The sequence below is a fragment of the Pedobacter agri genome (assembly GCF_032678665.1).
GTDB lineage: Bacteria > Bacteroidota > Bacteroidia > Sphingobacteriales > Sphingobacteriaceae > Pedobacter > Pedobacter agri_A.
The window spans coordinates 18,855-38,526 of record NZ_JAVTSH010000006.1 but is presented as its reverse complement, the minus strand read 5'-3'; the positions used below and the strand labels follow the sequence as shown (position 1 = coordinate 38,526).

The 19,672-nt window shown below is 37.1% G+C and carries 19 protein-coding genes; 13 read left to right on the top strand and 6 right to left on the bottom strand.

The genetic code is table 11. The annotated features are described in order from the left end of the window. Positions 1–66 precede the first annotated feature (66 nt). The 13 genes from R2Q70_RS13440 (at position 67) to R2Q70_RS13380 (ending at position 11,149) form a co-directional block, all read left to right on the top strand. Positions 67–576: a hypothetical protein gene (locus tag R2Q70_RS13440; RefSeq protein WP_316808086.1), complete on the top strand. Its 510-nt coding sequence runs from the start codon at positions 67–69 to the stop codon at positions 574–576. 328 nt (positions 577–904) lie between these two features. After that, on the top strand, positions 905–1,348 hold the full coding sequence (locus tag R2Q70_RS13435; protein ID WP_316808085.1) for a hypothetical protein: 444 nt from the start codon (positions 905–907) through the stop codon (positions 1,346–1,348). A gap of 407 nt (positions 1,349–1,755) precedes the next feature. Beyond that, the gene (locus R2Q70_RS13430) at positions 1,756–1,938 is read left to right on the top strand and encodes a hypothetical protein (RefSeq protein ID WP_316808084.1); all 183 of its coding nucleotides are present in this window, start codon (positions 1,756–1,758) and stop codon (positions 1,936–1,938) included. 66 nt (positions 1,939–2,004) lie between these two features. After that, positions 2,005–2,550: a hypothetical protein gene (locus tag R2Q70_RS13425; protein WP_316808083.1), complete on the top strand. Its 546-nt coding sequence runs from the start codon at positions 2,005–2,007 to the stop codon at positions 2,548–2,550. A 73-nt stretch (positions 2,551–2,623) separates the two neighbouring features. Continuing rightward, positions 2,624–3,751, top strand: a complete 1,128-nt coding sequence (locus tag R2Q70_RS13420) for a hypothetical protein (protein WP_316808082.1) — start codon at positions 2,624–2,626, stop codon at positions 3,749–3,751. Between the two features lie 547 nt (positions 3,752–4,298). Beyond that, positions 4,299–5,132: an AbiJ-NTD4 domain-containing protein gene (locus R2Q70_RS13415; protein ID WP_316808081.1), complete on the top strand. Its 834-nt coding sequence runs from the start codon at positions 4,299–4,301 to the stop codon at positions 5,130–5,132. Positions 5,133–5,134: 2 nt separating this feature from the next. Then, positions 5,135–6,157, top strand: a complete 1,023-nt coding sequence (locus R2Q70_RS13410) for a hypothetical protein (protein ID WP_316808080.1) — start codon at positions 5,135–5,137, stop codon at positions 6,155–6,157. A 306-nt stretch (positions 6,158–6,463) separates the two neighbouring features. Continuing rightward, positions 6,464–6,964, top strand: coding sequence for a hypothetical protein (locus tag R2Q70_RS13405; protein WP_316808079.1), 501 nt, complete (start codon positions 6,464–6,466; stop codon positions 6,962–6,964). A gap of 8 nt (positions 6,965–6,972) precedes the next feature. Beyond that, positions 6,973–7,455, top strand: a complete 483-nt coding sequence (locus R2Q70_RS13400) for a hypothetical protein (RefSeq protein ID WP_316808078.1) — start codon at positions 6,973–6,975, stop codon at positions 7,453–7,455. Between the two features lie 318 nt (positions 7,456–7,773). After that, positions 7,774–8,385, top strand: coding sequence for a hypothetical protein (locus tag R2Q70_RS13395; RefSeq protein ID WP_316808077.1), 612 nt, complete (start codon positions 7,774–7,776; stop codon positions 8,383–8,385). 82 nt (positions 8,386–8,467) lie between these two features. After that, on the top strand, positions 8,468–9,430 hold the full coding sequence (locus tag R2Q70_RS13390) for a DUF4062 domain-containing protein (RefSeq protein ID WP_316808076.1): 963 nt from the start codon (positions 8,468–8,470) through the stop codon (positions 9,428–9,430). Positions 9,431–9,439: 9 nt separating this feature from the next. Further along, positions 9,440–10,396: an ATP-binding protein gene (locus R2Q70_RS13385; protein WP_316808075.1), complete on the top strand. Its 957-nt coding sequence runs from the start codon at positions 9,440–9,442 to the stop codon at positions 10,394–10,396. Between the two features lie 327 nt (positions 10,397–10,723). After that, positions 10,724–11,149, top strand: coding sequence for a JAB domain-containing protein (locus R2Q70_RS13380; protein WP_316808074.1), 426 nt, complete (start codon positions 10,724–10,726; stop codon positions 11,147–11,149). Between the two features lie 38 nt (positions 11,150–11,187). Here R2Q70_RS13380 and R2Q70_RS13375 read toward each other — a convergent pair whose 3' ends face one another. From R2Q70_RS13375 to R2Q70_RS13350, 6 genes are all read right to left on the bottom strand, one after another. Beyond that, positions 11,188–12,306 (bottom strand): site-specific integrase, encoded by a 1,119-nt coding sequence (locus R2Q70_RS13375; RefSeq protein WP_316808073.1) that lies wholly within the window; start codon positions 12,304–12,306, stop codon positions 11,188–11,190. A 396-nt stretch (positions 12,307–12,702) separates the two neighbouring features. Continuing rightward, positions 12,703–14,235, bottom strand: coding sequence for an aspartyl protease family protein (locus R2Q70_RS13370; protein ID WP_316808072.1), 1,533 nt, complete (start codon positions 14,233–14,235; stop codon positions 12,703–12,705). A 1-nt stretch (position 14,236) separates the two neighbouring features. Further along, on the bottom strand, positions 14,237–15,862 hold the full coding sequence (locus R2Q70_RS13365; RefSeq protein WP_316808071.1) for a S8 family serine peptidase: 1,626 nt from the start codon (positions 15,860–15,862) through the stop codon (positions 14,237–14,239). A gap of 36 nt (positions 15,863–15,898) precedes the next feature. Next, positions 15,899–17,320 (bottom strand): TlpA disulfide reductase family protein, encoded by a 1,422-nt coding sequence (locus R2Q70_RS13360; RefSeq protein ID WP_316808070.1) that lies wholly within the window; start codon positions 17,318–17,320, stop codon positions 15,899–15,901. Positions 17,321–17,325: 5 nt separating this feature from the next. Beyond that, positions 17,326–18,186 (bottom strand): putative zinc-binding metallopeptidase, encoded by an 861-nt coding sequence (locus R2Q70_RS13355; RefSeq protein ID WP_316808069.1) that lies wholly within the window; start codon positions 18,184–18,186, stop codon positions 17,326–17,328. Positions 18,187–18,204: 18 nt separating this feature from the next. Then, a complete protein-coding gene (locus R2Q70_RS13350; RefSeq protein WP_316808068.1) occupies positions 18,205–19,668 on the bottom strand; it encodes a RagB/SusD family nutrient uptake outer membrane protein in 1,464 nt (487 codons plus the stop codon). Positions 19,669–19,672 lie beyond the last annotated feature (4 nt).

The window sequence follows — 19,672 nt, the reverse complement described above, 5'->3', positions numbered from 1 at the left end:
ATAACCTACAGGGCATTCTAAACAGGATGCCCTTTTCTATTTACATACTTTTTAATTCTTACAACAATGAAAACACAAGCTAGAGCGAAAGCACCAAAGACACAGTACGTTGCAATTACAGAAGACGTGCAACAAGTAAACAAAGAAGTCGAAAAGGCTTACACCCTAATGGTAGATGCTGCTACCAATCTTCTAAAGCGATTTGACATTGCAAAGTTCAGAACGTTCGCCCTAATGGATCATACCAAGAATGAACAGAACACAAACCTAGTGAAAGAGTTTATCTGTTATCATTGGAACATTACCTTATCAATGAGTCCAAAGGATGGAAAGTTTTACATTTTCATTGACCTTGGCCATGAGGCAATTGAGAAGTTCGGTAGCATGCTTACCAACAATCTTTTAAGAGAGTGCTACCAACTTACCCAATCGAACGACAATACAATTGGTATTGAATATGCACTGAGAGTAAATTATCTACCTGCTGATCAGTTGCATAATTTCTACTATCGCAGGATTGTTGAAGGGGAAACTGGTTACGTTAGCATTGGTACAGTTGAGAAAGAGGCAGCGTAAATAAAAAATATGGGTGTAGATTTGCACCTATATTCATTCTGCTTATTATCTTTACGGTTCAACTTAACTATAGAGATATAACAACAATTTAAAACGACTACATATATAACTAAGATATAAGCGTTAGCTATTCATCTTGTAACTGGAAACCTAGGAAATTTCAAAAGTGAAACAAGACAGAATTGAACTAATGCCCACGCGATATGCGTTGGGCTTGGTTTGTCTGTTCACTTGGTCTCCTAGGGCCTCCAGTTTCAGATATAACTATGTCCCAACGCTTATTGTGTTTATCAACATACTGATTAGGGATAGATCAGTCAAGAATTACATGAAACTCTCAATCATGCTTTGGTTTACTACCCTAGCACTCTTATCCAAACCCAACGACTGTAAGTACAGATTTATCATTGACAAACAGAACTATTTTATTGAAGAGAAGCAACTTAACGATGTGTTTGGGTATGCATTTAAGGAGCTGATATCAACCAACAATGCCAAAGACAGAGATTTTGAAATATGGTCGCTGAGCTATTCCTCATGGCGTACGATGGCTTGCCAAGGAACTTATAGTTGGGATGTCTATTACAATAAAATCACCAATACCAAATATGCTGGTACAGCTTCAAACAGTGATCTAGGTATTGGTGAAGATGGCAAAATGGCTAGGGGAAACCCTAACAAGCCCCAAAACCATGCTCACAGGATGGCTATGCTCAATTGGCTAATGCGTAAACAACTCACTTACTTCTTTTTACAAAAGCATGTTGAATAAAATGAAGATACTACTTATACCAATAACGTTGATTGTCTTCGCATTTACCAACACAGCCAATGCGCAGAAACTAATACAGGCTTCCAAAATTACTTATGACGAACAGTTGCGACCATTGATTATCATTGATCTCAACAACAGGCTCAATAAGAAAGTGACGCACATCGTTTATAAATTCTTAATGGCTGATATGTCTGGTTGGGAGGAAACTTCTACTTCCAGATACTTAATGGATCAATCTACTACACGAATAACTAGAGTTGTCAACTTACCACGAGGATCTAAAATGAGAGATATCTTTTTAATACCTCAACTTAATCCAGGTGCTACAGATGAGCCCAAGAGAGTCAATATCGACTACGTTCGCTACAGTGATGATACAATTGACAAATCAATAATCAAGTAGCATGGGAATTATAGTAGTCATTATTACCTTTATCATAGTCGGAGCTATCGTGGTGTCCATTGCTAGTGATAGTGGAAAGAAAACCGAGGGAGCAGTTGGTGGCGGTATCATGGGTGTCATCATACTTGGTGGATTACTTTTGTTTGTAGTCTTGCCATTACTATTGATGCTCAAAGCATGCTAACCACCTTGTTTCTTTACAAGTTTACACAGTAATCATCATTTTCAAATTAACAACTGAAATGCATTCATGGCAAAGCAAGATCAAATAAAACACATCACCATAGAGAGGTTGCCATATCTTTATCAAAGTGAATACATCACTATTGCACGCTCGCACATCCACCGTGGCTTCTTTGTTGATCCAACTGGTCGCAAGTTCAAGTATAACAATCCTCCAGAATGGAAAGATGATATTCACATCGGCGGTAACAAAAATCCGCCAATACCATTGACCCCCAGAGAAGACTGTGCAACTAGCTACATTACAGCTGCTGACCTGTTTCGTAATCTAAAAAATTGCAAGCCTGCATTTTCATTATCAAGCCTTCTAGGCATACATAAACTGGACAAGGACTTGTTGTCAGCGTTATTAAAATCTTCTCTGGGAGGGCATGAAAGTGGTTCTACTGACATGGGTAGATGGACTAATGCAATTTACATCTACGATACTGAAAGCAGTGTTTATCAAAAGATTATACTCTCTGAAAACGGATCGCGTGATACATTTAACAACCATCCAGATACTGCTCGAATCATATCAAAGTTTGGTAAAGTAGGTGGCAATGCATTCTAATCTACGGTAAATAATTTTATATCAGCAGACCGAGAGCCATAGCAATGTGGCTCTTTTTTATTATACTTAGACAATGGAAAAATTAAATCTCTCAATCGAAACTATTTACCTGAATGCAGGTCAATATGATGCATACTGTTCATTCGACTTTCATCGCGATTCTGAAGCTGCAAAGAAATATGGGGGGCATGCACACGGCATTGTAGTTTATACACCAAAAGAACGTAAGCGTCTAGATGCACTACTGGAATGTGATGCAATTGCAATGACGGAAGGATGCGTTAAACTAGATACAGGCTCGACGAATAAAGAGATTAAGCAACAATTGCTTAATGAGGGCTTTAATACAAGTGACGTATCAAATTTCTACATTGTTGGCGGTACGCAACCCAAGGTGTTTAAACAAGAAGCTGCCATAAAAGAAATCCCCAACACAATAACTATTGATTTAGAAGATAGACGTGAAGATTGGATCAGCCTGTACCAGATGGAATTACATTTGTACAGGTCAAGGCTGAAGTCCGGCACTCCGCTGATACCATTTGAAATAATACACTTTAATTGTCTTGTTTATATTCTAAATGGCTATGGTTCTATCCCTTCAGAACTTATTAATCCTAGTACAGGAAAGATATACGACGAAGCTGAATTTATTATTTTAGGTGCAAAGTATAGACAATATCTAGCAACGGGTATAAAAAGTATTACACCTTTGGAATACCACGAATTAAAGAAAAAGATTAGTAAAAGAAAGTCACAGCGTATCACCATTATACGGAGGCAGCTAGGTATCTCAAACGATCAACTTCAGAAATTCGAAGCCGATTTTCCAGATGAATATAATGAGCTGTTAAAAGTCACTTTGAGGTTTGAAGATGAAGTATTAGTTCTACATGGTTTTACAATTGCCGTTTTCTGGGACTTTGATCGCTTTATACACATCATGCTCCGTCATTACCGGTCGTTTCATATTGCTGTTTCGACGAACTCTAACGGCACAAAATTCCAATATATGTATAAGGATGTACTCAGATTAATCAAAATAGTCCTAGAGCAGAACAGAGACGATATAGAATCAACTTTGAAACAAGGAAAAGAGTTTCGTAAGTACCACGAACAAGGTTTTTATTATAACGGCAATTATTATACTTTTAGAATAGGTAAGGATGGTAAGCTAATGCAATTCCACCCACAAAGTTGAGCTTATACAGTTACCTTCGTAAGCTGTTTATCGCGATTCTCATTTCATTCCACTCTATCCTCAATCACAAAAGGGTGGCTTAGGCAGTGAATGAGGATGAGTGTTCATTGATTTTGTGGTTTGACTTCTGTACTGCATTCTTATAAGCTAACTGCGGACACTTTTCAGCTTGTAACACATATCAGCGGACAGTGCTAATATGATTAGGAAGATCGGTATTCGGTGAGGTTAATGCCACTTAAAACACACGCCAGTGCTTTGCACTTTCATGGTTTTAATTTTGGCAAAGCAGTCACCTCATGAATGCTTTCTCTGTTCTTATCTAGGATTTGCTACGCTTCATCCTGGATAAGCCCACTCGCATTCCTAGTCTTGCTCACCTGCGTAATCGAAAATGCTGCGCTTACGCTTGTGTTAAAACATAGATCGAATTCCGTTGCTCCGCAACTGCTAATTCTCACACATTTTCTCAGTTCGCATGCGGTGAGCATAATTTGTCTAACTAGTATTAGATTATTAACTTGCAGAGTTTATATTAACATTACCTATGCCATCATTCTCTCAACGTAAGGGCATTAAGCCTATTAGATCTATATTTCAAGTTGACTCTGCTGATGAGTTGCTTAGAAATCAACTTTGGAATACTATCATTGCTCATTATTGGTCAGACCCATTTTATTATGATCGGGATGCAGTTATTCATCAGCATCTAGAGAATATATGGATTAATCATTATGGGAATAGAGTCGATGAGCTGCCAAGGCATTTAGTTACAGTTGTTGCGAAAGTAAAGGATACCATTGTCAACGCTGTTTGGTATGAAATGTACGATCTCTTGGAGGACATACCTAATGCATTTCCAGACGAATACAATACAAGCGTCAACGATGCGTTCTTCGATGACGTAAATGAAGTCCTCAAAAGACACTTAGCTGGCTACAGATTCTTGAACGGATTAATTGTTGACATCACGTCAGATGAGGAGTTAGAAACTATTGAGTCAGCCATTGGAATTGAATCGAAGTTTCTGCCTGTATCACAGCATCTTAAAAGAGCATTAGAGTTGTTGACAGATCGATTGAAGCCAGATTATCGAAACTCCATCAAGGAATCGATCAGTTCTGTAGAATCTATAGCAAGCATCATAACTGGCAAACCAAAAGCTACTTTAGGGCAAGCACTTGCAGAATTAGAGAAATTCAATACCATACATAGCACTCTTAAAAGTGCCTTTTCAATTCTTTATGGATGGACTAGCGACGCCGAGGGAATTAGACACAAATTGATCGAGCAATCACAAGTTAAACAGGAGGATGCAAAGTTTATGCTTATAACTTGCAGTGCGTTCATTAATTATTTAATATCCAAAGTAGATCATTAAAAATGAAACAGCACAATAAAACAACCCAACAGAGATTTCGGGAGGTCATGAAAGAATATAGGAGGAGTGGGAAAATCGCTGAGTGTTTCTGCCACGATAAAGATTCCTGTAATGGTAATATCAAACAATCCCATAGCATTCAACGAAATGGAAGGCTATCTATTATTGAGGGTGATGTAAATGGAAACCAATCAATATACACGTTTACCGAAATGGTTTCGGATGATCGTAACTTGTTTAGTTCGTTAAGACCAATTGGTAAAGCTGAAGCTTCAACATTCTTTGGGTTCTGTGATTTTCATGACTCAACATTATTTGCTGCGATTGAAAATCACCAATTTGATGATAGCGATTACCATTGCTTTATGCATTCTTACAGATCATTTGCTCATAGCTACCACCGAAAGAAAGAAGAGTTGAAAGCATACTCGACTAAATCTGCTTATACGAGATTAATTCCTCCTTTCGTTTTGTTCGGAATGATTGGTGGTGCTAAAGTTGCTGTGAAAGAAATTGAGATATATAAACAGAAGATGGATGATTTGTTAGAACTTAAAGATTACAGTGGCTTGGAATATTTTACATTGACTCTGCCCAGAAAGTTTCCACTCGCATGCTCATCAATAATAAGCCCGCCATATAGTTATAGAAACAGTCCAATGAACAATCATGGAGACCCTACAATTCCCTTTTCCCAAATAATGCTTACTATCCTACCAGATCACGATAAAACAATAATAATCCTAGCATGCTTTCCTGATGATATCAAGGCAATCCATTTCATGGATGAGCTAGTTGATTTGTATCCTGTACAATTGGAGAAGGCTATCTCATCAATTTTAATCACTTGCGCTGAGAATACATTCTTTGCGCCAGCTCTCTGGGAGAAATTAGGTGCGAATGGACAGAAAACTCTTTGTGCTGAGTTGCAACAATCCGCTAAAAGCAATGCCACATCATTTGTTCACAGCAAAATTAATTTCTTCGATGATAGATTTAGTGCCGGAAGATTAGGTATTAACTAGCCTAACATTGATTCTACGGGTATGCACATGATTTATTTTTTATCCACTATGTTTAACCAAAGGTATAAACAAAATGTATAACAAACGCTATCCTTGTGTTTACGAGCTAACCCTTATCGGCAGAGGGAAGTTGATGAAGCACTTTAAAGTAAGCAAGCGTGTTAATGACATTTCTACATTCAAGAAACCAAACAATGATTCAGAATTGCTCCTACCGCTGAAAAGTGACGATGATGTTTAATACTTAACTTGTTATGTGGATAAATATAACTTTAGTTATGTGATTACCCTAACTATATTAGGTCAATGATAATAGGTAACGCGACAAATCACATTCAGCAGTTCAAAGAGCTAATTAAACTACACAATCATTATGAAAGTAATGATACATCTTCACAACGAGCATTAGCATTTGCAAGCGCAGCATGGCACTTGATTGAATGGGTATTGAAAGAAACAAATCCAAAACCATCAAGCAAACAGTTGGAAGAGTTTAGGAAGACATTATATTCTAAATGTCCTTATCTTGAGATGATGCATGATATCACAAACACCAATAAACACAGGTATCTTTCAAATCCTAAATCAAACTTGAGTGTAGTAAGAAAGCAAGGAAGTATATTTACTGGAGCTTTTAGTAATGCTTTCGGAGGAGATTCATTGATTCTAGAAATGGAGAATTGTGTCAAGATGAAATTTGTGGATGTTGCCAATCAAATATTATGTTTCTGGTTGACCTATTATAGGGAGGTGCTAAATATCCCAGATGACAAGTTGACTATCAAAATGGATGACTACTTTATCTAGGGTATTTTATGAATAACGAAGAATTAAGGCTGCTAGAGGAAATCAGCAACTCACTGAAAGCGATCAATGCGAGGCAAGAAACTCAGGAGCTATTCGCTGAATCAAACAAGTTGTTTGATAGATCAGATGCTAGGGTAGAGAATGCAACTAATCAAATACAAAACACCTTTGACCGCATACATGATAAAGTATTTAACTTCAATAACGGGTTGATTGCTGCGTATCTCTTACTGGGCTCTTATCCAAGCGAGTTACCTATCTTACCGTTATGGACAACCGTATTTCCTGTGTTGGTAATGGCTCTTATGATTTATGTTGATGTCAGGCAGATGGGTATTCATAGGTTTGCAGCAAATGAACAACAATGGACAAATGCAGAACGTGATAGTTATGGAGCCAAGATTGATTCACAAACAAGACTATCCTTGTTCAGCATGTTCCTGTCGGTTTGTTGCTTGGCGTATCTTGTTGTGAAATTAGGACTGGCTTAAAGAGATAATCATTATCAGCGAACAGCATGAACTGCACTTTTTGTAATCATATCTGTCTTATTAACCCCCTAGATATAAAAATGTGCGCACCTGCTTGTTGTTATAAAAGGTAAACAGTTGTATTAGAATGCTATTTACCTTATAAATACAACATCGAGAAATACAGTAGTAGAGCATATTCAAAAAAAGAAACCTCCCCCTCAAAGTAAAGTTTAGTACAAAATCTTGGATATTGATATGATAGATTGATTGGCTTGCAATCATCACTCAATCTGTTATATTTGCTTGACCAAATCTCTCGATTAATTTAAACGCTCAATGAAACGATATACCTTTTCTTTAAAGTCAACTTTAGTAGTTGTGATTATGCTGATGGTATCAGTAATGACATTCGGTCAAAAGCCATCTTCACAACACTTAACTTTTAAAGGCGTACCAATAACAGGTACTTTAATAGATTATACACTTAAGATGAAAGAGAATGGCTTCACTCATCTGGCAACTAAAGATGGTACAGCAATTCTGAAAGGAGATTTCGCAGGTTATAAAAGCTGTACAGTCGGTGTGTCAACACTTAAACAAAAAGACTTGGTACACCAAATAGCTGTGGTATTTCCTGATAGGGAAACATGGTCAACGCTATATAGTAATTATAGTAGTCTGAAAGAGTTGCTGACCGAAAAGTATGGAAAGCCAACTATAGTTGTCGAAAAGTTTGGAGACTCCAATAGCGATGACAAAGATGATAATGCTAAAATGTACGAGGTTAAGTTCGATAGATGTAAATACTATACAACTTGGGAAACGGAGAAAGGCGATATAGAAGTTTCAATCGAGCATAACAGTGTAATTAATTGTTTTGTTAAGCTAGCCTACTTCGATAAAATCAATGGAGCTATCATAAGAGCCAAAGCTAAAGACGATTTATAAAGTAGAGAGCTAATCAATGGAGATAATTGTGCATCTATAGCACTAAACATAAATTTTAACACCTGAATAACAATCACTTTATATGGCAAAACCAAGAGTATTCCTAAGTTCAACATTCTTTGATCTTCAGCAGGTTAGGGCTGATTTAGAGAGATTCATACGGGAACAAGGGTATGACCCTGTTCTAAATGAACACGGAAATATCCCTTATGGTAAAGAAACCAAGCTTGAAGATTACTGTTATAAAGAGATTAGCAACGTTGATATACTTGTTGCAATCGTTGGTGGTCGCTTTGGAACATCCAGCAAGTCATCGCCAGATTCAATCTCTCAAACAGAACTAAAAACAGCTTACGAATTAAATAAGCAAGTCTACATCTTTATTGATAAAGGGGTATATAGTGAGTATCGTTTCTACCTTAGTAATAAGGGCAATGAAAACATAAACTATACTTATGCAGATAACATAAAAATCCATGAGTTCATAGAGTTTGTGGAAGCACTCCCAAATAACAATACTATACATCCATTTGAGACTTCGATGGATATAGTTAATTTTCTAAAGGAGCAATGGGCAGGATTATTTCAACGTTTTCTACAAGAGCAAACGAGAATTAAAGAGATTAATATAATCAAGGGCGTAGAAGATACGGCTAAAACCCTAAATCAGCTTGTGAAGTTTCTTACAGAAGAGAAGAGAGATAAAGATAGTGCTATCAACGAAATACTACTTAGTGGTCATCCGGCTATGCTTCAAATCAAATCATTATTGAGGATATCTTTCAGAGTTTATTTTACAACATGGGAAGAATTGGATGCATTAGTTAGAGCATATGGCTATAAACATGAGGAAGACCCCCATCCCCAAAGCGAAGAGTTTAATTGGTACTCAGATCGGAATAACATAAATACAACATTATCAGTAAAGGCTCATTTATTTGTTGATAACAAACTGAGGGTATTAACGAAAGATGAATGGCGAGATGACTATATCACGCTTCAAATAGTTAGTGCACCAGATGAAGATGATGATTTACCCTTTTAATAAATCATAATGAAAAGCTTTTACGATAAGGAAGATTATACCATTGAAGATATTCAGGCGCTGATAGATAATCAAGTAGAAGAATCTATTTATCTTGACTTTAAAAGTGCTGGATCGTTAGAAAAGAATGATAAAAAGAGAATGGAGCTTTCGAAAGATGTTGCATCCTTTGCCAATTCCGATGGTGGAATAATCGTCTATGGTATAAAGGAAGTTGACCATGTTGCATCTGAATTTTCTTTTATAGATGGTAATGAATTCACTAAGGAATGGATAGAGCAAGTTATCAGTTCATATGTACAGCGTCGTATTTCAGATGTGAAGATTTATCCAATAAGGATTGATGGAGATATGAAGAAAAGCGTCTATGTCGTTAAAATCCCATACAGCTATGATGCACCACATTTAAGTAAAGATAATAGATACTACAAGAGATATAACTTCATGTCGGTACCCATGGAGGAATATGAAGTACGCCAAAGCTATGGGAGGAAAGCAAAATCAGAGTTAACATTTGACACATATTATACCAAGATCACTACGGGAGATAAAGGATTGGAATTAGAATTTGACTTCCTAGTTATGAATTCTGGAGTAGTTGTAGAATCATTGTATAAACTTAATGTTTATATCTCTAAGATTGCTGATAGAGAGGTGACTTTCAACACCCCTAACCCTAATCATTTAACAAATATGACTCACACATATCTATCAGATAAATTGAAGTTGTCGTATTCAGGAGTCAACGCTATATATTCTAAAGAGAGTCTGAGCATAGGGAGATTAACATTAAGTATGCCATTAAAAAGTGCCTTTGCTGTACTACGCGATATGAAGTTGGATATAATTCTGTTTTATTCTAACGGAGAATTTAAGGAGTCTCTAGAGACTAGCTTTATTTGGGAAACAGTTCGCGAAAAGTACGAACTAATTGGATATGATTGGATAACTGAATCTATTGTGTAACTACTATAATAAACGACCTATCTAACAATGTTTGTTCTTTGATCAAATATGAAAATATCCAAAACTTAAACCTTTCCCTTAAAAGAAAGAAATAGATTAAAAGTTGGATGTTGGGAAGTAAGGATTGGGTGTATCTATACAATAACACACAAATTTAAGCTTGTCACCTCAACACGTTTCAAGAAATTCCGGCATAAACGCTCAAGTACCCACAACACAGGCTATTTATTCCGTTGCTGTCTTGACTTAGTTGAGTTGAAAGCTTGGTACATGTGCCATATTTAAATAGATACAACTATGGTACAAGAACAGTTTAAAGTAGCTGAAGTGCAAGTAAGCTACAAACCAGATTACAACATCTATGAGCGTCCACAGATAAGCTCATCTGAACAGATGTATAACCTTATAAAGCAACAATGGGATTTAGGTAGAATTAACTTCCTAGAAGAGTTCAAGGTTGTGCTGCTTAACAGAAGTAACCGAGTGTTAGGAGTTGTAAATGTTTCAATGGGTGGGGTTAGTGGTACTTATGTTGATCCTAAGGTAGTGTTTGCTATCGCTTTAAAAGGCAATGCGTCGAGTTTGATACTCACCCATAATCATCCGAGTGGATCGCTTAGACCAAGTGAAGCTGATATCAAGTTGACGAAACGACTGGTTGAGTGTGGGAAGTTATTGGAGATTACAATATTCGATCACATCATTATAAGTGAAAACAGTTATTATAGTTTTGCTGATGATGGTATGATGTAGATATAGCATGGGCTAATCGCCCAAGCTATTTCCATTTGCTACAGCTCAGGTAGCACATCCCTTAACCTCTCATCAGATACCTCCCCTAACCCTCTTAAATAATTTAATGTTACAGCCATATCGGAATGTTGTAGAACTTGCTGTAAAATATGAATGTCTTTCGTTTTCCTATATACAGCGATTGCACCTGAATGGCGAAACGAATAGATTGTCTGTCCCTTGCGGATCAGTCTGATCTTCAACATTTCAGTTTTAGCTCGCGACCACTGGGTCTTGAAGTAATCATCATTAAATGGCACCTCATCAAGAGTAAAAATGTTTACGTCACCGTTATCTATATTGATTAATCTAGATTCTAGCTCTAGCTTAACATATAGGGGAACAAAAGTTGATCTGATGCGACCACTCTTGTTCTCTTTACCTGAAAGAGTAATGCGTGTAAGCTCATAATCAAAATGCCTTTTCTTTAGCAACCGAATTTCTTGGTGTGGGCGAAGAAGACAACCATAGGTCATCAAGCAACACAAGTACAAGTTTGGATAATGAATCTTCAAATAGTTTAAGATTTCCTTTAACTCGGTCGGGCTATATGGCTCATGTAGTACGGACTTCACCTTAAGTCTATCAGTATCTAATGCCGGGTTTACAGTTGTGAAACCTTTTTTAATCATCCCTGTAAAGAATACAGACAGTGATCTTCGTTTGTTCATATAGTGACGGTTGGAGCTTTTAAATTGGTTTAAGAACTTCTCAAAGTGAGACCGATCAATATCTGCAACGGTGTTATTTAATAAGTGTTTAGGGAGAAATGCAATGAGCTGTTTGTACACAGTCTCTAAATCTCTTTTATATGTCCTACTGTATTCTGAACTGAGCTTATCATCAAGCACCACTTTCATGCCATCTACAAACTTAGTACGTTGACGAGATAAATCTTGCAACGGAGACCATCCCGAATTTAATGCTCTCTTAAATTCATACTGGAGGGTTGTTAGAAGTCTATTCTTATCGTTTAAGTTTGTGCAGTAGTTCGGATTTAAATCTAAGTTTAGTCGCTTACCATTATATTCACGATAACGAATACCATTGTAATAATAAATAATATACGCCCTTGACTTGAGTTGATCATTTGAAACGATCTTTGGTTCTGTAAACATTGTTTGAATCTTAAAGTGACTCAAACACTTGCTCACTGTCGTTAAGTAACTGTCCAACAGGATGAAATGCCGTACAAGGCGTCATTCATAACCCTGAGGTCGGCAGTTCGATCCTGCTCCCCGCTACTGAATAAAAGCTCATCGAAAGATGGGCTTTTTTTGTTTCAATTGACCAGTCCTGAAATAAGTGTCAACTCACTTTAGGACTAGTCAACTTGTCGAATCCTAAATAATGAGATATTCATTTCTTAAAAACGTTAAAGCGACCTACATTAAATTGATAGACAATTCGCTTACTGAGAATATGCGATTTATTGTGGCTAGAATTTGTAAACAAGGTAATAAAGCACAATAACAAAAAGGCTTCCCGTTAGATCAGAAAGCCCTTTGTTATACTTAAATTTGAAACTTTTTCAATTCGATTTTTACCTTTTGTTGGTTACGATTAATTTCCAACGGAACTTTATTTTTAGCAAGATTCCTTAATTGTTGTGTAATCTCATCCACAGAATTGGGATTAATCTGATTGATGGAAATTAGTTCATCGCCAGCCCTTAATCCTGCTTTATACGCCAGGCCTTTTTCATCAACATGTTTGGCAATAAACTTCGATCCATTTTGCTCGAAACCTAAGCCTAAAGCATACAATGGAATCATTGGAACTGAAAATGATTTATTAGGCGACATTTGAATATAACCTAAATTATAGTTGAATCTGAAATTGAATTTTCCCAGCAATGACATGCCCAATAAACCATGTCGATCGAAACCATAAGGAGATTGTTCTTTAGGCAGATCCAAAGACAAGGCAGGATTTTTCAGCGTTGAGCCGGCAAGGGTAATGGCATCAATTGTTCCCATTTCAGATTTACTAACGTTACCGCTTAAATCCATTGAAGCTGATGCCATTTTGTTTTTTAATTTTTCATCCAAACCATTTGTGTAAGCATTCAAAAAATAATTCCCTGAAATTGCCCCGCCTGCCCCTGTATCAAAAAGCATTCGTGTTTTATAATCCAATCCGTCTACCTTCAAATTAACTTCAATTTTAGGAATATTATTGGTTAGTTTAATAGGCACTTTATTTAGCTCATTTTCAAAGTAACCGAAATTATAAATACTCATTTCATTGTTATCCAGATCAATAGCCACCTGATAATCTTTTAACATATCAAAACCAATAATACCATCAATTTGTCGGCCAATAACCTTTTGCAATCCGCTCAAATCTGCCACCACAAGTTGATTGCCTCGAATTTTAATTCCTGCAACACTTAATTCAAGCGTATCAATCGTTTTAAACTGGCCACCTTTTCCGGCTGTTTTAATGTCGATCGCCTTTTGATTTACTTTTAAGCCAAGCTTGTTTGCCAAAACCTCGCTTAGAGATGTTGCCCCTGCTCCGCTATCAAACAAAAAGTGATAAATATCATTGCTCCCTTTAATTTTCACATCAACAAACATTAAAGATGATGAACGGAAAATTGATGTTTTAGCAAGTAGTTTCGCAGGTTGCAATTCTTGGCCGACAGGATCAACCAAACCCATCAATTGCTCGAAATGACCAATACGATCGAACATCAAAAATTTGTTCATCCGTACCCAGGAAATCATTTTCGGGCCATTTTTAGGAACTGCGGTTTGCTGTGCGTAAATTCTATTATTACGCTTAACAATAGTATCATAGTAAACGGTATCCAAAACCACAGGATTGATTACTTGCGGTAAAACATTGGTTAAATCGCGATCACGATATTCAGCGATATGAAAAGTTTCATCCAAAACCGCAGCAATATCTTTTACATTATGCCTTTTAAGGTTTTTCCCGAAAAGTTGCAAAGCATATTTGATTTGAAGATCACTTGGTTCTTGCTGTGCGAAAACTGTGTTGGCCACAACGCATAAGCCTATAAAAATTAACTTCTTCATCTTATTTAGTTGATTGTGATTGTTGATAGGCCAGTTTTAATGCCTGATAAGCGTTAACTATTCCACCGGAAACCGAGATATTCTGTAACTTTTGTTTGCCTTGCCATTCTTCAGGTACGATGGTTACTGTTTGCATGAGTATATTTTTTACTTCTGCCGCAGATAATTTCGGGTAATAAGAGCGTAAAAGCGTTGCTACGCCGCAAACTACAGGCGATGCCATACTGGTTCCATGCATTCCTGAATAAGTGTTATCAATTCCTGTTGAATACACATCAAAACCAGGCGCAAAAAGATCTACCGACTTTTTTCCATAGTTAGAGAAGCCCATAATTTCGCCAAACGGACTTGTTGCACCAACGGTAATGACATTGGTTGCCGCTTTACCATTATTGTAAAATTGCGACGGATAAAAAACAAATTGATCAGTATCTTCAGTGAAATTACCTCCACCGCGAATAATTAATACATCTTTTTTCTCTGCGTATTTAATGGCATCATCTACCAGTTGTTTTTTTGGAGAAACCCGTTTACCAAAACTCATATTAATCACGGTTGCACCGTTATCTACCGCATAGCGGATGGCTTTTGCAACATCTTCATCATATTCATCGCCTTGCGGCACAACCACTCTGATTGGCATAATTTCTACATGATCTGCAATGCCATCCATTCCAACGCCATTGCCCCGAATTGCAGCAATTGCCCCTGCCACATGTGTTCCATGGTCTGAATTTTTAAAACTCAATTGATTGTTTCCCCAATTCTGACCAGGTTTTAAACCAGTCATTACAACGGCTCTTCCATCTTTTAAGGAGGAAACATATTGCGATTGAAGGTTATTTTCTGAACTGGAAACCATGAAAGGTGCTAATTTATACACCACATTTATAGGCAAATCAGGACTATATTTATTGGCCTGTGCCCTCATTTTCAACAGCTCATACATCAGGCCCAGCTCTTTGTCCTTCTCAAATTCAGGTCTTGTATCATACAACGTTTGTATGGTAACCACTTTATTTGGGAAGGTTTTTCTAAAGTAACGATCGATAGAATCTACTTTCGAAGCGAGGTTCTTCGCACCTTCCAAAGAGCGTATAGATTGTGCCAATGCAGATTTGCGCTTAACCAGGTTGAAATATTTTTTATCAGCCGCATTTAGCTTTGTAGTATCGGTATGCTCATAAACCTTACTTAATCGTACATATTCACGGTCATCTTCGCTGGTCGCAAATTCGATATTTGTTTTTCCATCGGCGCTGCCTAAAAAATTCCAGCCATGAATATCATCGATGTAACCATTGCCATCATCATCAATTCCATTACCCGGAATTTCTTTTTTATTCGTCCAGACGATAGACTTTAAATCCTCATGGTTAATATCCACACCCGCATCAATTACTGCTACGAGAACCTTTTTAGACGTTTTCCCATTCAGAATTTCTGCATAGGCTTTATTGGCCTCAATGCCATAAACACTATCTTTAGCAAAAGAAAGCATGTGCCAGTTTTGAGGATGATGCGTAAACAAATCTTTCTTCTTCGCACCTGACAAACCCCTACCTTGCTGTGCAAAAAGGCAAAGCGGTAGCATGAAGACCCCAAAAAGGCCTGTTAATTTTTTCATTTTTGATGATTTTGGTTCTTAGTAAATCTTAGGAGCTTATTTAGATTTTAGGGCTGTTTCAATTAACTTTTCAAATTCAGGTTCTGATGCTTGTGGCGCATGATCTTCAATAATTTTCCCCTCTTGATCAATCAGAACATATCTCGGAATTCCGGTAATATTATAGGCTTTTTCAAAAGCCGATGACTTTTCGTCGCCCGCATGAAGTTCAACCCCATTCATATCTTTCGATTTAAGAAATGTAAGCCATTTATCTTTCGATTTTGAATTATCAGTAGAAATGGAAACGAATACAACATTCGGATTGTGCTTATATTTATCACGAAGTTTTAAAAAATATGGCAAGGAGTGCATGCAAGGAATACACCAGGTTGCCCAAACATCAATAGCCACGACCTTACCTTTAAAATCGCTTAAGTTTACCATTTTCCCAATTGCATCAGGAATAGAAAAATCCGGAGCTACTGCACTTTTAGAAACCTTACTGTACTTTTCGCGTAAATCGTTGAGGTTTTTCCTTACTTCAGAATCAGTTGTTTTTTCCATTGCGGCAACCATAATTTTATCCATACGAGTATCCCAGCCACTAATCGATAAATGATAAATGATATTCTGACTTAATTGCTCATTAATCAATCTTTCGTTACTTACCTTTTGGAGTAGAAGTTCCATCTTACCAACAGAGCCATTATCAATTAAATCGTCTTCCTTAATATCGGCTCCCTGGCTTACTTTTAAAAATGTATAATAACCGCTTACCAGCGATCTCAATCCGATAGACTTAAGTGAGTTTACAGCCGGATTATTTAACGAAATTTCATCAATGATATTGAAGAAACTTTTATCAACATTGGTCGGCTGATGGCTGCGTAAGTATTGTAGTTTCACTTCCATGTAACGCATTTCATTATAGAAATTTGCAGTTGAAACCAAACCGGGATTTTTAGATTTACTAATCAATTTTGCCCCATTTGCATATTGCTGATCAATTTCCTTAATGGATAACGCCGCTTTTTTTTCTTTGATCAAATCTGCCCAGGCCACTTGAATCTCATTAATTAGAAGGTTATCAATTTCAGATTTTCCATTAACTTTAATGTTGGTTTCGGCAAGCATAGTTGGTTTTGCAGCCGTCTGATCTGCTGACCCGCCGATTACAAAAGCTGCAGATTGACGGGCTGGTAATACAATATCCAACTTTTGGTTTGGCAAAACATACACTGGAAAGTTATCAATCCAATAAACTAGCGCCTCATTCGTAGCGAAATTCAAAGTGAATTTCCCGTTTTGATCAAACTTTAAACTTTTAAATAGCACCCTGCCTTTGGCTGAAAAAGCCTCAACAAAAAAACCAGATGACTTTTCATTTGCACCAACGCGACTCCCGGTTATGGTTGCAGCGAATGCCGAAACAGTAAAAATCGAAAAAAATACCGTGCTGAATAATTTCGTTTTCATATAAATTAAATTACGCCTGCGTTTCCGATGGCTTGTAAATCGATATTATATTTAGTCTTGTAATAATTGATGATGATATCGTATTTCTTTTTGATTAAACCCGCTGTATCGGTGGTCGATTTTAATACCGTTGCATCAAGCTCTGATTTGGTTTTTGATGTGATTAGAGCGATGTAAGAAAGAAAATCCTTAATCATTTTATTTTCGGTAGCAAATGCATTGGTAATTGATAAATAACCCTGCGCATAATAAAGCGTTGTAGAACCGGGCAAAGTATAATTTGTTACCGTAGAAAATTCTGCAGGAACATCTAATTTTCCTCGGTTTAAAATGTAATTGAAAAACTCTGTATGGAGTGTATTTACGTAAGTTTTCTTTTGTGCCGCAGTCATGGCATCAAAAGCGGCAGAAACATTGCTTACCGTCATCTGGTTATAGTTAGATAAAACGGTGTAATAAGTTGGTGTAGTCGCTTTGGTCCTTAAATTTTGACCCATCAAAACCTTAAATGGCAGGTTTGCTTTCAAAAATGCGTCTGGATAATAATTTAACCAGTTGTTTTGAAGAAAGGTTAATACCTTCCCAACATAAGCCTCATCAGGTTGATCAACCGTATAAGTATCAGTAAATCCTCCGGGAATATAAACAGGTGCGTAAGTAAAATCTAGTAAACCAAATTTATAAAGGAAAAACGATCCATATCTTTGGTTTAACGATACAATTGTTGGATCATAATCATGGTTACCTTGTGGCAATTGATATTGAACAGTTAATTCACTGGGCGTAAGCGCTGCCTCTTCTTTCTTACAACCTGAAAAGAGCAGTGTAAATGCGATAACTAAGGCTGAATATTTTATAGTTTTCATATTGTTTGTGGTTGAATGCTATGGATTTTGAACGAGATTCGGGTTTCTGTTTAAGGCTTCAGTTGGAATTCCTAAGGTAAACCTGCTATCATTTTGCACGAGTCTAACCTCTTGTGGACTACCGGCGCTTAACTGGATGTTATGAGAAAGTGGTTGCATTCCCCAGCGGCGAAGATCAAACCAACGCGAATCTTCCAAACACAATTCCCGGCGACGCTCTGCTTTGTAAAAAGTTAATAAAGCCTGAGGATCGGTAATGCTTACAGGAACATAAGCAGACGTAGTAATTCGGTTCGATCGAACCAAATTGATATCTGCCAAAGCTTTTGTAACACCACTTTGATCGCCTGAAATGGCTTTCATGATATTAGCTTCTGCCCGATTTAAATAAACCTCTGCTGTGCGAAATGCCTTGCTATTACCAACGCCAGTATATTTTCCAGATCTACCTTTATACGAAATAATGCTGGAGCCAGAAATGTACGCTATCGTACTAAAACTATATTTCAATCTTAAATCAGCAGCATCAAAGGTATTAGTTAAATTATCTGAAACAGAATATGCAGCACGGGTTACACCTTGACTACCATAAGGCATGGTAGAAAGTTCCGCATAATAACCATAACCCCAAATTACTTCGGGAGAAGTAACTCCAGATGAAATGGCGTAGGCAGTAGCTGTTGTCAGAATTTCGTTGTATTGTTTCAGGTTTGATTTTTTCTGCAAAACTTCATCAGCATACTTAATCGTACCATCCCAATTTCCTTTGTACAAATAAACTTTCGACAATAAGAACTTAGCAGCAGCACCGTTAAATTTATAAACATGGTTTCCCTCTCCATTCGCATCCAGTAATGGAATGGCAGCCAATAAATCTCTTTCAATTTGATCATAAACCTCTTTAACGGTCGATCTTTTTATGCTCGCATCAGTCACTTCGGCAGTTAAGATCAATGGTACACCAAGATCAGTTTCCGGATTTACCGCCGTTCCAACGTACGGTTTTCCAAAAAGATTTACCATCATGAAATAATAGTAAGACCTTAAAGCAAGCGCTTGTCCGCGAAGGTTTTGTTTTTCTGATTCCGTACCATCAACCTGATCTACATAATCCAAAACCACATTACAACCCTTGATTCTTGCATAATAATTTAACCATGGGTTTGGACTTTGAGCAGAAACCTGCGCCAGTTTATCGAGCATGTCTTTTTGCCAGGTAAATACTGGTGCATATTTATTAAGTGCTGCAACCACAACAGCATTAGCATTGTAATCAGCCTGAATATCATCATTCAATAATTCAATGTAATCATGTATGGATAATGTTAAGGGATAAGCCTCGCCTGTCATAATTTGGTTTAAGGCTTCTGTTGTTTTCGGACGAACCATATCCTGGCTGCTTTCTTCCAGAAAATTTTTCTGGCAAGAAACCAAGCATAAAGTGAGGCAAATAAAACTTAGATATATATATAATTTCTTCATGATC